General features: G+C 35.8%; 13 protein-coding genes. 11 read left to right on the top strand and 2 right to left on the bottom strand.

The window, feature by feature from the left end; genetic code table 11:
* Positions 1-250 precede the first annotated feature (250 nt).
* From AN959_RS05740 to nhaC, 4 genes are all read left to right on the top strand, one after another.
* Entirely contained in the window at positions 251-1255 is a 1005-nt protein-coding gene (locus tag AN959_RS05740) for an NAD(P)-dependent alcohol dehydrogenase (protein ID WP_056828992.1), read from the top strand.
* Positions 1256-1418: 163 nt separating this feature from the next.
* A complete protein-coding gene (locus AN959_RS05735; RefSeq protein WP_056828989.1) occupies positions 1419-1613 on the top strand; it encodes a YwbE family protein in 195 nt (64 codons plus the stop codon).
* Between the two features lie 30 nt (positions 1614-1643).
* Positions 1644-2753 carry a M20 peptidase aminoacylase family protein gene (locus tag AN959_RS05730; RefSeq protein ID WP_056828987.1) on the top strand — a complete coding sequence of 370 codons (1110 nt, stop codon included), beginning with the start codon at positions 1644-1646 and terminating at the stop codon, positions 2751-2753.
* 87 nt (positions 2754-2840) lie between these two features.
* Complete coding sequence (gene nhaC / locus AN959_RS05725; protein WP_056828985.1) at positions 2841-4280, top strand: Na+/H+ antiporter NhaC; 1440 nt, start codon at positions 2841-2843, stop codon at positions 4278-4280.
* 38 nt (positions 4281-4318) lie between these two features.
* Here the strand turns inward: nhaC and AN959_RS05720 are convergent, their stop codons facing one another.
* On the bottom strand, positions 4319-5563 hold the full coding sequence (locus AN959_RS05720) for a hypothetical protein (RefSeq protein ID WP_056828983.1): 1245 nt from the start codon (positions 5561-5563) through the stop codon (positions 4319-4321).
* Positions 5564-5655: 92 nt separating this feature from the next.
* Here AN959_RS05720 and AN959_RS05715 point away from each other — a divergent pair, with 92 nt between their 5' ends.
* The 7 genes from AN959_RS05715 to AN959_RS05685 all read left to right on the top strand — a co-directional run bounded on the left by AN959_RS05715 (position 5656) and on the right by AN959_RS05685 (position 13736).
* Positions 5656-6768, top strand: coding sequence for a mandelate racemase/muconate lactonizing enzyme family protein (locus tag AN959_RS05715; RefSeq protein WP_056828982.1), 1113 nt, complete (start codon positions 5656-5658; stop codon positions 6766-6768).
* A gap of 14 nt (positions 6769-6782) precedes the next feature.
* A complete protein-coding gene (locus tag AN959_RS05710) occupies positions 6783-7472 on the top strand; it encodes a hypothetical protein (protein WP_056828981.1) in 690 nt (229 codons plus the stop codon).
* Between the two features lie 557 nt (positions 7473-8029).
* Entirely contained in the window at positions 8030-9286 is a 1257-nt protein-coding gene (locus AN959_RS05705) for an MFS transporter (protein ID WP_082460793.1), read from the top strand.
* Positions 9287-9397: 111 nt separating this feature from the next.
* Positions 9398-11062 carry a hypothetical protein gene (locus tag AN959_RS05700; protein ID WP_056829171.1) on the top strand — a complete coding sequence of 555 codons (1665 nt, stop codon included), beginning with the start codon at positions 9398-9400 and terminating at the stop codon, positions 11060-11062.
* Between the two features lie 228 nt (positions 11063-11290).
* Positions 11291-11842 (top strand): TetR/AcrR family transcriptional regulator, encoded by a 552-nt coding sequence (locus AN959_RS05695; protein ID WP_056828979.1) that lies wholly within the window; start codon positions 11291-11293, stop codon positions 11840-11842.
* A gap of 44 nt (positions 11843-11886) precedes the next feature.
* Positions 11887-13251: a DHA2 family efflux MFS transporter permease subunit gene (locus AN959_RS05690; RefSeq protein ID WP_056829169.1), complete on the top strand. Its 1365-nt coding sequence runs from the start codon at positions 11887-11889 to the stop codon at positions 13249-13251.
* A 47-nt stretch (positions 13252-13298) separates the two neighbouring features.
* A complete protein-coding gene (locus AN959_RS05685) occupies positions 13299-13736 on the top strand; it encodes a universal stress protein (RefSeq protein ID WP_053591017.1) in 438 nt (145 codons plus the stop codon).
* A gap of 441 nt (positions 13737-14177) precedes the next feature.
* Here the strand turns inward: AN959_RS05685 and AN959_RS05680 are convergent, their stop codons facing one another.
* On the bottom strand, positions 14178-15062 hold the full coding sequence (locus tag AN959_RS05680) for a LysR family transcriptional regulator (RefSeq protein ID WP_056828977.1): 885 nt from the start codon (positions 15060-15062) through the stop codon (positions 14178-14180).
* Positions 15063-15095 lie beyond the last annotated feature (33 nt).

Genomic DNA, 15095 nt, shown 5'->3' with positions numbered 1-15095 from the left:
GCCGAGCTGTATTGAATGGTGCGGGATGGGTGATAAAGCTAGCTTTAGCCGAATGGACTGTTCGAAAAAGGTCAACCCCCTCTAACCACTACGGAATCAGCCAGTGTTTCCCAGCTCCAATGAGGTCAGCCTAAAGGAAAGCGGTTTTACAGGCTATCAGAGTTTGGAACTTTGAAAGCAATAGAATAAGGATGAGTTCCGCCACCATTTTTCTTATTTATCCGTGTATCAATGAATTGGAGGAGACAAAATGAAAGCTATTGTGTACAAGAAGTACGGTTCGCCTGATGTTCTTCAATTGGAAGAAGTAGAAAAACCTATTCCAAAGGAAAATGAAATACTGGTAAAAGTAAAAGCGACAACCGTAACAATGGCAGATATTCGGGCACGGAGTTTCAAGGTTCCTCTTTCTTTTTGGCTGTTTGCTCGGATAGCGCTTGGTTTTAAAGGTCCCAAAAAATTTATATTGGGAATGGAATTAGCTGGTGAAGTTGAGTCAGTAGGTAAAGATGTCACACTGTTTAAGGAGGGTGACCATGTTTTTGCAGCATCTCTAGAGGGTTTTGGTGCTTATGCTGAGTATAAGTGTCTCTCAGAAAGTGGACCAGTAAGTCTTAAACCCTCCAATATAACTTTTGAGGAAGCTGCAGCTATTCCAATTGGTGCACGTACAGCCTTGTTTTTTCTTAGAAAAGCTAACATTCAACGCGGACAAAAGGTCCTTGTCTATGGAGCTTCAGGAAGTGTAGGAAGTTATGTTGTACAGATTGCCAAGTACCTAGGAGCACATGTTACAGCGGTATGCAGTACAGCAAATTTAGAATGGGTAAAATCTTTGGGAGCTGATCAGGTAATTGATTATACGTCGGAAGATTTTTCGAGTGATAGAGAGACTTATGATGTTATCTTTGAAGCTGTAAACAAGACTTCTTTCTCAGCATGTATGAAATCTTTAAAGAAGGTTGGCACTTATATAAATATTAATGAACCGTTACCAAGTGCACGAATGTTATGGACTAAATTAACTAGTAACAAGAAAATAATATTAAGCCAAAATTCACCTGAAACTTCCGAAGCTCTAAACTACCTCAAAGAACTCGTGGAGGAAGGGAAATTAAAAGTGGTCATTGACCGAACCTATCCACTTGAAGACATAGTTGAGGCACATAGGTATGTCGAGAAAGGTCACAAGAAGGGAAATGTCATCATAAATTTAGATAAGACAAAGTTAAATAAGAACACTAAACAGAATTAATATATAAAGAAACCATTTAGAACCTATCTTTTAAATGGTTTTTTATATTGTTTCCTAATGTAAGTGGTAATGTCGTTATTGTTAGCCTATCGTCCTATCTTATTTTACAAAATGGTGTAAGACTAGCATGAAAGTGGTACGATACAAAAAGAGGTGAATCCAAATGAATGGACAAAATAGAAAAGATATAAAACCAGGCTTAGAAGTGTATATAATATTAAAAAAAGACCAACGTACAGGGGAAAAAACTCGAGGAGTCGTGAAAGATTTATTAACGAATGCCTCCTTCCATCCACATGGAATTAAAGTACGATTAGAGGATGGACAAATTGGTAGGGTTTGTGAAATTATAGGATAAATCAGAAATAGGAAAGGAAGATTACAAGAAATGGATGTAGAATCACAAATATTATCATGGTTTCATCACTTTCATGAAAACCCAGAAATAAGCTGGAAGGAATATGAAACGACTAACAAGCTTGCAGAAATTCTGGATGAGCTTAATATTCCTTATCGCCGATTTGATGATGTAACTGGATTGCTAGCAGAAATCGGTGAAGGTGAAGAAGTGATAGCAGTTCGAGCAGACATTGATGCACTGTGGCAGGAAGTAGATGGGGTATTTCGAGCAAATCATTCATGTGGACATGACGCAAATATCTCCATGGTACTTGGTGCTTTATTGTTACTCAAAGATGAAAAATTACATAAGCGTATCCGATTTATCTTTCAGCCAGCAGAGGAAAAAGGCAATGGCGCAAATGCGATGATTGACAGAGGAGCACTAGAGGATGTTACTCATCTATTTGGTGTGCATTTACGACCTATTGAAGAACTTCCGTTTGGAAAAGTCTCACCTGCAATTCATCACGGAGCGGCAATGTTTTTAGAAGGACAAATTAAGGGAGTAGATGCACATGGTGCTAGGCCACATCAAGGGAAAAACGCAATTGATGTAACAGTTGCTATCCATCAATTATTAAAAAATATCTACTTCTCACCATTTGAGTCATACTCTGCGAAGTTGACAAAAATACAAGCTGGTGGCGAGAATGCGAATATTATTCCTGGTAATGCTTCGTTTTCGATAGATGTTCGAGCTGCTAAAAATACTATTTTATTTCAAATGAAAGATCAAATTAATAGAGATCTAGAGGCATTACAAAAACTATTTGATGTAGAAATTGAGTGGGAATGGCAAGATATAACACCTGGTGCGGAGGTTTCACCTGAAGCTGCTCAAATAGCAAGAGAAGGGATCATTCATGTACTAGGAGAAGACAAACTGGCAGATGAAGTAATTACCTCTGGAAGCGATGATTTCCATTTTTATACGATTAGAAATCCTGATTTAAAGGCTGCCATGATAGGCATTGGATCAGATCTCTCTCCGGGGTTACATCATCCAAATATGACGTTTAATCATGACTCGCTGTTATTAGGTGCAAATGTTCTGGCGGAAACGCTTTCAAGAATATCTAAAAACTTATTGACGTGATAATCATTTGGCATTATTATTAGCCTATTAACGACTATTAAACGTCAACTAAGAATTATCACACACGTTTGTACTGGGGGAAATGGGATGGAAGAAAAGAAAAATGCTATTGCTAAGAAAGAAATGTCTTTATTTTGGGCGATTGTTCCATTATTAGTTATGATTGGATGTATGATTGTTGCGGTAGTTGTTTTAGAACAAGGGCCACATATTCCATTAATTATTGGAACTACTGTTGCAGCTATCGTTGCTTGGAAGCATGGATTTAAATGGAATGATATTGAGGAAATGATGTACAAGGGGATTAAACTTGCATTACCAGCAGTGGTAATAATAATTTTAGTTGGTTTGACAATTGGTGCTTGGATTGGCGGCGGAATCGTAGCAACGATGATTTATTATGGTCTTAAAATTATTACGCCAGCACTTTTCTTAGTAACAATAACAATTATTTGTGGAATAGTTTCATTAGCGATTGGTAGCTCATGGTCTACGATGGGAACAATTGGTGTGGCTGGAATGGGAATTGGACTAAGTATGGGAATTCCAGCTCCAATTATTGCGGGAGCAGTAATTTCAGGTGCGTATTTTGGAGACAAGATGTCACCGCTCTCGGACACTACTAATCTAGCAGCAGGTTTAACTAACACAGATTTATTTGTACATATTCGTCATATGTTTTATACAACTATACCCGGTCTTTTAATAGCACTTACTGTATACGGAATTATAGGAATGAATTATAAAGATAGCAACATTGACCAAGAGAGTATTCAACAAACTATATTCATGTTAGAGAAAAGCTTTGTTATCTCACCCTGGTTACTGTTAATACCAATTGCCGTAATTGTACTCGTTGCAACTAAAGTTCCAGCAATACCCGCTTTAATTGTAGGGATTGTTCTTGGATCTTTAGCACAAGTAATCGTACAGGGTGGCAGTCTTTCTGAAGCAATAGGTGCGCTTCAAAGTGGTTTTGTTATTGAAACAGGAAATGCGATGGTAGATGATTTATTTAACCGTGGTGGCTTAGATTCCATGATGTATACAGTTTCTATGACAATAGTAGCGATGACATTTGGTGGGATATTAGAGTATTCTGGAATGCTTCAATCCATCATGAATCAAATCTTAAAAGCTGCAAAATCAGCTGGTTCCTTAATTGCATCTACAATTGTAGCTTGTTTCGCAACAAATGCTTCCTGTTCAGAACAGTACATTTCAATTGTAGTTCCAGCGAGAATGTTTGCTACGGCATATACAAAAATGGGACTCAAATCTAAAAACCTATCAAGGGCTTTAGAAGATGGCGGAACACTTACTTCTGTGTTTATTCCTTGGAATACTTGTGGGGTATTTATCCTTGGTACATTGGGTGTAGGAGCTTTTGAATATGCACCATATGCTGTGTTAAATTTCGTAGTACCTATTATTTCTATTATTTATGCAGTAACTGGTTTTACGATAGAAAAATTATCACAAGCAGAAATAGAAGAAATTCAAAAAAGAGAAGCTCTAGAAGCTTAAGAAAAAGGGAAGTTCACTTAAAGGGAACTTTCCTTTCTTTACAAATAAGTAGGGAAATTCAACTCGTAAATGGCACGTGGTCGACCCTGTTGGTAGGTCATTTCTTCCCCAGTAATTCGAGCATAATCATTATCTACGAGCTTTTTTAAGATTCGTTCAGTTGTGCGTCTACTAACTTGTAAATAGACCTCTAAATCATATGCAGTAAATTCAACGGAAGTGCGTGAACGACTGAACTGCATTATTTTGGAGATATTAGCTGGACTTAATGTTGTTTCTTTAGCTAACTTAGCTATTTTAGGTTCATTCGTTTTCAGATGTACCTTCTTTTGATTGTTTGGGAAAGGTCCTAATAATTCTTTCGTATCAGTTATCACATAAGCGGAGTTTTCTGTTGTATAGGTAAGAGCATCCTTTGCATTTTTCGTAGCTTCAACAACTGTCTTACCGAATCCAAAGGCAATCTTAAGTGGAGAGGAAGAAAGCTCAAACCAAGTGTCTATATAGTTGTTTACAAAAGCTTTTTGAACGTCACCCTGAGTTGAATAAAGCATGTATAAATCCTTTTCACTCTTAGTAAAACTTGCTTGAATAGAACTTGATATTTTCTTTAATGTATCATCTGATATTAATTTATCGTCATTTGTTTGAATAAATCCAACAGCAATTTTAGCTGATTGGCTTTTTGCAAGAAGTGCCATCGATTTTGTTTCTTCGAGTCCCTTTATTATAGAACTTTTAGGGTCAATCATACGAATGACCGATAGATTATTTTCGCGCAAGTGCTGATAAACAGCATGAATACTTGTTATCGCAAGGCTCGCTTCACCATTTCTTTGCAAATTGGCATGAAAAGCAACAACTTCTTTCAAATCAAAAGTAGGATCAATTTTTATCATAAACGGATATTCATCCATTTGGCCAATATCCTCTAGCACATGTTGTACACTTTGTGGCTCGATCAAGTCGATTGAAAGCTTTGATACTGGAATGGAGCTGGAAAAACCAATAGATAAAAGTGTTGTAGCAATAGCAGTTTCGTCCTGACGAAGATAATGAGAAGGAATAGGCAGTTGTTCTCTCGCATCCTTAGTGTAAACATACGGAAGTGATCCGGAAAAAAATATTGCATCACATGGTTTTATCGTTGGTATTATGGCTATTGCATCAATCGGCGTCTTGTAAATATAATAATCCATATGGATAGAAGGTAGCTCAACTTCCAAATGTTTTAAACGTTCGATAAAATTATAAGAACCTAAGACTGCAATTCGGGTAACCATGCTTCCACCTCATTTTTTTATTTTTTAAGCGACTATTTAACGACAACTATAAACAACTATTTAATTTTTGTAAAGAAGAAAGGAAGATTTAGATGAAAATAAAAGAAATTGAAATATATGCCATTAGATTACCATTAATAGAACCATTTATCATTAGTTATCATACGTATAAAGATATGCCATCAATTATTGTAAAGTTAACAACCGATGATGGTTTAATAGGATACGGAGAAGCCGTAGCAGATGAGCATGTAACAGGTGAGACTTGGGAAAGTACATATGCCATATTGAAGAACACGTTAGCACCATTGTTAATCGGAGAAAACCCAATGGAATTTGAACGTTTACATGAAAAGATGGACAAAGCAGTCTATCAAACACCAGCAGCAAAGGCAGCAATCGACATTGCTTGCTATGATGTTGTAGGTAAAAAACTAGGGGTGCCGGTATATCAGCTACTTGGCGGACGCTATCACGAGAAGTTTCCTATTACACATGTATTAAGCATCGGAACACCAGAATCGATGGCAGAAGAAGCGGAAAAACGTATGAAGGAAGGCTATTCATCGTTTAAAATGAAAGTAGGCACAGAAGTTCAAGCTGATGTAAAACGTATTCAAGCAGTTCGCGCGAAGGTAGGAGACGAGATCGCAATACGTGTAGATGTGAACCAAGGCTGGAAAAATAGTGCGAACACTATTACTGCTATGCGTCAATTAGAGACTACGGGCTTAGATTGGCTAGAGCAACCGGTAGTTGCAGATGACTTCAATGGCATGGTAGAGATTAAAGAAAAAACAAGCACGCCACTAATGATGGATGAAGGTCTAAGGGGCTTTCGAGATATGCGCGAATTAATCGAGAAAAAAGCTGCACATAAAGTTAATATTAAACTAATGAAATGCGGTGGTATTTATCCAGCAATGAAACTTGCGCATATGGCAGAAATGGCCGGTATCGAATGCCAAATAGGCTCAATGGTTGAATCCTCCATAGGATCAGCTGCAGGTTTTCATGTAGCATTCTCTAAAAAAACATTTACGAGTGTAGAGTTAACTGGCCCTTTAAAATTTTCTAAAGATGTCGGGAATCTACAATATGATGTTCCTTTTATTAAATTAAATGAACGTCCAGGATTAGGTATAGAAGTTGATGAAGCAATTTTACAAGAGCTAACAGAGTATTCCACAAAAGTAACAAAGTAAGAGGAAGTGTTTTTATGAAAGAATGGAATGGAATGCTTGGGGACAAAGAATATGTAGTCCGAGTATTAACAAAAGACAGTATAGAAGATATTTTAAGCATTCAAGAAATTGTTTTAGAAACGCTCGAAAACAATGATTTTTTATCGCCAGTAACAAAGGAAGAATTTGAAGATTCTATCTCGAATCACCTAATGGTAGGGGTTTTTGTAGAAAAGGAATTAATCGCATTCCGTGCATTGGCAATTCCAGAAATAGACGAACATCATTTAGGTTATGATATTGGTCTTACTACAGAGCAACTGGACAGTGTCGTCTATCAAGAAATCACAAATGTCCTTCCTAATTACCGAGGCTTTGGTTTGCAAAAAAGACTTGGAGCAATTGTTATGGAGCTTTTAGATGCCTCTCCATATACACATGTGTGCGCAACGGTAGCGCCATTTAATATTGCTAGCTTAAAGGATAAGCTAAGCCAAGGAATGGTAATTGGTGCATTAAAAAATAAGTATGCTGAAATGCTGCGCTATGTGTTTTATAAAAAGTTGCACGAAGACCGTGAAGTAAGTAATGAAGTTTTAGAAATTAATATGGGTGACATAGAAAAACAACAACAGCTACTTACAGAAGGTTGGATTGGAACAAGTATTTTGTATAAAGATGATGACTGGTATGTAACGTACGAGAAAAAAGGAACGTATTTATAAATTCAAACAACTAAATCTATAGGAAAGCACTTAGTGTAAAAATACACTAAGTGCTTTTTTATCTTGAAAAGTATTGATCTAAAGCTATTATTACCTACCATGCTGAATGTATTGTAATTAGCGAATTCCAGAAGAATGGTAAGCACTCACCTAATAGTGTAGGAGGGTAGCTCCCGAAATTGCATCTTCGGGAGCTTACAAAATGAATAGGATAGCATCTATTCTTTCATTATCCAAAAAGCTATGAATACGTCTCCAAAAGTTGCAGGAGGGCGACGGACAGACGACTGCCACAAGATTATCGAAAAGAGGGGAGGGTCGTGAAGCTAGACACGACCCTCCCCATCAAAAATTCACACGATAACGATGTAGCCCAAGTCTGTCCGAAGCACTCCAGAAACCATTGAAAACAGGTATGTTTTTAAAGGCTCGATTAGCACTTTTCTGACCCTCTATTCAGTCAAATGTATGAAGTCCAATCAAGACCTATGACTGAATCCGAAACTGGCAATTTCCATTATAGTGAAAATATAAGGAGAGCTAAGGGGTGAAATAGGATGAAAAATTTATATAAAGATTCTCGTTTTCGTTTAATTATATGTGCGAATATTGCTTCATCTATTGGATCTGGGATAACGATGATCGCTATTCCGTGGATGCTCGTATCAAGCGAAAATGGAAATGCTGTATTTGGATATGTATCCATTGGGATGACTATTATTAGCTTTATCATTACACCGTTTGTTGGTAATTTAGTGGATAAAGTATCTAGAAAAAACTTGCTATTAACAAGTGAAGTTGTATGTCTTATTCTCCTATTATTTTTTGCGATGATTGGATTTGTTGGTTTATCGTATGAAATATGGCATTTTACTATCATTTATATCATTGGAAGCTTATACTACACAATTTTCTATCCAACTATGTTCGCATTAAATCAAGAAATCTTTAAAAAGGATCAATACAAATCCTTAAATGGAATAATGGAAGTGCAAGGACAGCTCTCAAGCATGATTGCTGGGGGGATAGCTAGTGTTTTATTGTTGAAGTGGGATTTGCACTATATTTTATTATTGGATGTATTATCTTATGGAGCAGCTATTTATTTTTACATGAAACTTCCTTATGTACGGACTAAGGTGAATAAAACCGGTAAAGTGATAAAGTCTAAAGCGAGTGATGGACTTACATATATGTTGAAGCATCCAATAATGTTTGTATTTCTCGTGTTCTCATTTATGCCGTTTATCGGAGTAATGCTTACAAATTACTTATTTCCAGTTTATCTTGTAGATATACTAAAGGCTGATGCAAGTGTGTATGGATTAGAAGGGATGATTTATGCGATGGGAGCAGTTGCCGCTGGAATGTTTGTTCCCACACTTGCAAGGAGGGCAGGGAATGAAAAGACCATTATTTTTGGAGTGATTACTTATACAATAGCTATTTCATTGATTGTATTTGTAAACCTTCCTGTATATCTTTCACTGATGTTTTTCCTGGCGTTAGGAAATAGTGGTGCAAGGGTTGCAAGAAACTCTTTCTTAATGGACAATATTCCGAATGACATAATAGGTAGAGTGGATAGTCTGTTCCGATCCATTGGATTATTACTCCGAATTGTGTTGCTTGCTATATTTACAGGAATGGTATCTTCCGGTTTAATTGTTCTTTGTATGGTTGTTCTTAGTAGTTTATTAGTTATTTCTTCTATCTTCGTTATCTTCTCTTGGAAAAAAGGGTTTGATACGAATGGAAGGAGTATTAACCTTATGCTAAAATCGGATATTATTTATCCAGAAAACACCAAGTAAATTTATTTACTGGGTGTTTTTCCTTCTACTCAACAACCAAAGTTTCCTGAAACCATTTTGCCTTTCATCCGTATAATAACTAGGCAAAAAAGAGGAAGAAGGATGAGGATTATGACGTTTGTATTTATAATTTCGGCAGTGGTGGCAGTGCTAACTGGGTTAATAATCATGCCATGGACAGCTAAGAGGAAGGATACGATGTCTTCCTTTATTGGTCTGGCGGTTTTAACGTTTATTGTGTTAGCGGTAGTATACTATATAACGAATTTGGATCGAAACTGGACAGCTTTATGGCCTTGGCTTGTACTTGTCACTTTAGCAGGGACGTTACTTTCTAAAGGGAAAGAGCAAAAAGCAAAAGGTTTATTATTCTTAGGAAGTTTAGTAGTTGCCATTTTCATGTTGTCCGCTCCAGTTTGGAATGCAGATGAAAAATTTGAAGTAGCGAAAATGGATGAAAAAGTGGAAATCGAAGCTTTTGATGAGACTAAAACACCTGCAAGTGTTCCACCCAAATTTGCACGTAATAAAATGAAAAAAGCGTTTGGGCAAGTACCAAATACTAGCTACTACGAGTTAGGAAATTTACAAATTCAAAAAGTACAAGAGGAATATGTCTATATAGCTCCCGTAGAATTTTCAGGATTTTTTAAATGGATCAATGGAGATGTTACTCCTGGGTATTTCACGATGAGCGCAACAGATTCATCTGACAATCCGAAGTTTGTAAAAGCAGAAATGAGCTATACACCTTCATCCTACTTGCACAAAAACCTAGAAAGACGTATTCGTATGGAACATCCGACAAAGATTTTTTATGGAGACCCACAATTGGAAATCAATGAGGATGGAAAACCTTATTATATCCGTTCATATGGGCAGTTCGTCTCTGCACGAAACGGCTTTGAAGTAGAAGGGATTGTTGCAGTAGATCCTGCTACAGGTCAAACGGATTCATATAGTTTAAAGGAAGCCCCAGCATTTATTGATGGCGCAGTATCCCCAGAAACCGTTAGTTTGCAAAATGGTTACTACGGGAAGTATGTTCATGGTTTTATTAACAGTATTTTTGGTAAAAAAGATGTGAAATTGCCTTCGGATGAAGGTACAGAAGCAAATGTAAGTCCAATCTTCGGTGAAGACGGTCAAATGTATTACTTTACAGACTTTACAAGTCCAAAAGAAGGCGTCGATTCGATGCTTGGTTATTCCTTAACAGACGGTCGGACTGGCGAAGCAACTTATTATACTGGAAATCTGGAAGAGTCCTACATGGATTCTCAGGGTGCACTTCAAATAATAGAAAAGAAATTTATTGAGAAGAAATGGACTGGTGAAATGCCTGTATTGTACAATTTTTACGGGGAAGCTAGTTGGTTAACACCGGTATTGGATTCGAATGGATTTTTGCAAAATTACTTTATTGTCTCTGCTGCGAATCCGGAAATCTCGGTGTATGGCAATACACCTAACGAAGCTCTAAAATTGTACAAAACAGCTATTCAACGAGGTGGTAGTTCGGTGGATGGAAGCTCAAATGCAGAGGAAAAATCAGTAACTGGTTCAGTCGTTCGAGTATTTAAAGAACGAGTAGGTGATTTCACTCAAGTTTCTTTCCTTCTAAATAATAAGGAAAACTATATTGTATCTTCAGAAGTAGCTCCACTTGCAGTTTATTTGCAGGAAGGAGACTCCGTCCAAGTAAAATATTTAAACACTGGAGAACTGTTTCTACCTGTAAAAGAACTAACTATTCAAGGAATTGAGAGTAACTAAGGTGTTCCGTTTAATACTTAACAATTGTTAAGCACTGCAAAACGCAGTGCTTTTCTTTTTGTTATAAATGGTTCAACTTGAACTCGTTCAAGAGAATAGAAACCATTAGTTTGTGTCTAAAATGTGAACGACGTTATTGTTATGAGATAAAAATGTCTTGAAATATAGAGTTTTTTTTTGATATAGTTACAAACAGACCGGTTGGTATGGTGGAGGTGTACTACGGAAATGGATACAAAATCGCTGATAATCAACATCGCGACAACGCTTTTCCAACAAAAAGGATATAAAGGTACTGGATTAAACGAAATATTAAAAGCATGTGATATTTCAAAAGGCTCGCTTTATCATCACTTTCCAAATGGAAAAGAAGAATTACTAATCGCTTGCCTTCAATCTTTGAATGATGAGATTATGAAGGATATCGTGGACATTTTTCATCGATATCCAACAACACAAGAAGCAACAATAGCAATGATTTCAAAATTAATTGATAGTTTTGAGACGGATGGAACCCTTACTGGATATACATTTAGCAGTATGGTTAGCGAAATGGCTTCGTTAAGTGATCCAGTTAGAAATGCATGTGCTCAGTTGTATCAAGAAATACAAGATATTTATATGGAGAAATTAGTAGCAGATGGATTTTCTAAAGATAAGGCTCAGTCAATTGCACTTATGATGACGGCTTCAATTGAAGGTGGAATGATGCTGTGCTTAACTCAAAAAGCATCTGAGCCACTAAAAGTTATTTCGCAACTATTACCAAAAATGCTTTAGAGGAGTTTTATTAAGTGAATAAAGAATATAAGACAGGCCCTATAATGGCGGCTCTTTTAGTAGCTGGCTTTGTAGGACTTTTTAGTGAAACGGCTTTAAATATTGCCTTAGGTGATTTAGGACAAATATTTGATGTGAAGCCTACAACAGTTCAATGGTTAGCGACAGGTTATTTCTTAACACTAGGTATATTAATACCAGTAACAGGGATCTTGATGCAAAAATTTACGACACGCCAGATGTTTATGACATCTATTCTATTAACCATTATTGGTACAATTCTAGCTGCAATATCACCTTCATTTAGTTTTTTATTGGTAGGGCGTATTATTCAAGCGGCAGGGTTAGCAATTAATTTACCTTTAACACAAAATGTTATTTTTACAATTTTCCCTCCAAATAAACGAGGAGCCGCAATGGGTATTATGGGCTTAGTTATGTTAGCAGGTCCAGCATTAGGTCCAACAATAGCAGGACTTATATTAGATACATTATCTTGGGAATGGATTTTCTGGGTTCAAGTACCATTCTTACTCTTCTCTCTAATATTCGGGATTATTTACTTACCTAACGTAAATGAGGTACGTAAAGTTTCGATTGATATATTATCGGTCGTTCTTTCAACAATAGGCTTCGGTGGTATCGTATACGGATTTAGTGTATCTGGTGAAGCTGGTTGGACTAGTGCAACGGTTCTTGGTGCAATCATCGTAGGTATTATTGCAATCGCTCTATTCTGTGTCCGTCAGATAAAGATGGAGACTCCCGTAATGAATTTAAGAGCATTTAAGTATCCGCTGTTCATTCTTGGTGTCTTTATGAGTTTTATTACATTCTTCAACATGTTGTCAATGCTTGTTATTTTACCAATGTATATGCAAATGGCATTATTAATCGCGGCATTTACAACAGGTCTGATACTACTACCCGGTAGTTTACTTAACTGTATATTAGCGCCTATCATTGGTGGTCTATTTGACAAATATGGTCCGAAAGCAGTTATAACTCCTGGTACTATTTTGGTGGCACTTGGTTATTTAATCTATGCACAATTTGGTACAGATACGGCGTTATGGATGGTTGTTGTAACTCATATAGTCATGATGTTAGGTATCGGTGCGGTGCTTGCAGCTACACAAACTAACACATTAAACTCTCTTCCGAAAAAGTACTATCCAGATGGAATAGCTATTACACAAACAATTCAGCAAGTTGCTGGTGCTATTGGTATTGCAGTAATGGTTTCGATATTTGCGTCCAAACAAGGTAGTTACTTAGCGACAGTTGGTGATGATTTGTCTGCAGCCGCAGCAACAGGATCATCATTTGTATTTAAAGTCGGTTTAGCATTTGCAGTGGTTAATGTTATTTTGTCTCTATTCATGAAAAAGCCAAAAGAGGTAAAATGATAATTTAATATGAAGGTTAACATTATTTTATAAGGAGATTATGATAAATGGCAGATCATTATAAAAGTATTTTAGTAGCTGTAGATGGTTCAAAAGAAGCGGAATATGCATTTCAAAAATCAATAGATGTTGCACATCGTAACAAGGGATCTATATTAAACATAGTAAATATAATTGATACTCGTTCATTCGAAGCATACGAACGATCTATTTTCGATACTGCACAAAAACAGTCAGAGGAACTTTTAAATGGCTACAAGGCAAGAGCAGAGGCTGAAGGTGTTGAAAATGTAAAGATAGTAATCGAATATGGTTCTCCCAAAAGTATAATTACTAATGAGCTTACAAACTTAGTTGAAGCCGATTTAATAATTTGTGGTGCAACTGGGCTAAATGCAGTTGAGCGTTTTTTAATTGGTTCCGTGTCTGAAGCAATCGTACGTTCAGCTAAATGTGATGTTTTAGTAATTCGTACACCTGAGTGAGTGATTGTTTGTCCTTAATTGGACATTCTCCTTTTACAAAAACTATAATTTTTAATAATAAATCAACATTTAGCTAACTTTCGTAGAAGTATACTTTTACGAAAGTTTTTTATATAAATATGGTCATTGCTGAGAAATGTTGAGTGCAATAAGAAGGAATTAGAAGAGCAACCTTGATTATGCATTTATGTTGTTCAAAATTGAAGGGTTTTTAAAATCTATTAGGTTATGAATTATGTACTAAATTGTTTGTTCTCGTTGTTGCAGAAAAAGAGGATGAACTTCCTCTTAAAAGACAAAAAAGACCATTGGTATGCTAACACCGAACAGTCTTTAAATAAATACTATCGCTCCAGAGGCTATAAACAGTTCGTACCCTGATGGATTGAGAAGCTATATAAAATGAAAAAAGTGATAAAACAGTCCTGTAAGTTTTATCAGTTACACTAATTTTGTGTATATAGATTCTGAAAACAAATCCAAAATATTTTTAAGTGTATTATTGTAGAAGTCTTTACGATAAACCAAATAAATTGGTGAAGTAATATCTAATAAATCTTCGATTTGTAGTTGAATAATATTGTTATTATATAAGTCTTCAATAATACTTTCTCTATAAAAGTAGCTAATTCCGTGACCCTCAAGTACAAGCTTTTTTTGAATTTGTATATCGTTTGTTTGAAATTTAATATTTGCATTATTAGTCTTTAAAAAATTGACTAAAAAGTCGCTCTTTAATGTTTCTTTATTAGGGACAATAAAATTTTCATCTATAATTTCCTCAAAAGAAATTTTGTTATCTCCTTTTAACCCCAATTTTTTTCCCGCAACTAAATAGACAGGTTCCTGAGCTATTAAATGAAATTCTAGATATTCGCTTTCTAATAATTCTCTAGTAAAACCAATTTGAATTTTGTTTTCTAAAATGTTAGAAACTACATCAACATCTCTGAGAGTTTTGAAAAGATAACGGTTTTCATAGTTTACGGAGCTAATCGAATTTATAACTTTATTCATCATAAAATGTGATAGTGAAATCCCATAACCTAAATTAATAATTAATTCATTTTTTAATCCTTCTATTTTTTTTAAACACTCTTCGAATGATTCCAGTATTCCCTTGGCGTAATACAGAAAAAGTTCACCTTCCTTGGTTAAATGTACTTCTTTTTTTCCTCTAACTAACAATGAAATTCCTAATTCTGATTCCATTTTATTAATTCGATGAGTGATAGTAGGTTGGCTTAAAAACAGTTTAGTTGAAGCTTTGTTATAACTACCACTTTCAATTACAGAAACAAAAGTACTGATTTGATCTAAGTGCATTTTAAAAGACCTCCCTAGGAAAATGATTAAATT

The sequence above is a fragment of the Psychrobacillus sp. FJAT-21963 genome (assembly GCF_001420585.1).
Classification (GTDB): domain Bacteria; phylum Bacillota; class Bacilli; order Bacillales_A; family Planococcaceae; genus Psychrobacillus.
This window is presented reverse-complemented; position numbering and strand designations above follow the sequence as displayed.

Bases quoted from the DNA above. Each gene is read 5' to 3' on its own strand.
- AN959_RS05740 (WP_056828992.1), top strand. From the start codon at position 251: ATGAAAGCTATTGTGTACAAGAAGTACGGTTCGCCTGATGTTCTTCAA.
- AN959_RS05735 (WP_056828989.1), top strand. From the start codon at position 1,419: ATGAATGGACAAAATAGAAAAGATATAAAACCAGGCTTAGAAGTGTAT.
- AN959_RS05730 (WP_056828987.1), top strand. From the start codon at position 1,644: ATGGATGTAGAATCACAAATATTATCATGGTTTCATCACTTTCATGAA.
- nhaC (WP_056828985.1), top strand. From the start codon at position 2,841: ATGGAAGAAAAGAAAAATGCTATTGCTAAGAAAGAAATGTCTTTATTT.
- AN959_RS05720 (WP_056828983.1), bottom strand. From the start codon at position 5,563: ATGGTTACCCGAATTGCAGTCTTAGGTTCTTATAATTTTATCGAACGT.
- AN959_RS05715 (WP_056828982.1), top strand. From the start codon at position 5,656: ATGAAAATAAAAGAAATTGAAATATATGCCATTAGATTACCATTAATA.
- AN959_RS05710 (WP_056828981.1), top strand. From the start codon at position 6,783: ATGAAAGAATGGAATGGAATGCTTGGGGACAAAGAATATGTAGTCCGA.
- AN959_RS05705 (WP_082460793.1), top strand. From the start codon at position 8,030: ATGAAAAATTTATATAAAGATTCTCGTTTTCGTTTAATTATATGTGCG.
- AN959_RS05700 (WP_056829171.1), top strand. From the start codon at position 9,398: ATGACGTTTGTATTTATAATTTCGGCAGTGGTGGCAGTGCTAACTGGG.
- AN959_RS05695 (WP_056828979.1), top strand. From the start codon at position 11,291: ATGGATACAAAATCGCTGATAATCAACATCGCGACAACGCTTTTCCAA.
- AN959_RS05690 (WP_056829169.1), top strand. From the start codon at position 11,887: ATGGCGGCTCTTTTAGTAGCTGGCTTTGTAGGACTTTTTAGTGAAACG.
- AN959_RS05685 (WP_053591017.1), top strand. From the start codon at position 13,299: ATGGCAGATCATTATAAAAGTATTTTAGTAGCTGTAGATGGTTCAAAA.
- AN959_RS05680 (WP_056828977.1), bottom strand. From the start codon at position 15,062: ATGCACTTAGATCAAATCAGTACTTTTGTTTCTGTAATTGAAAGTGGT.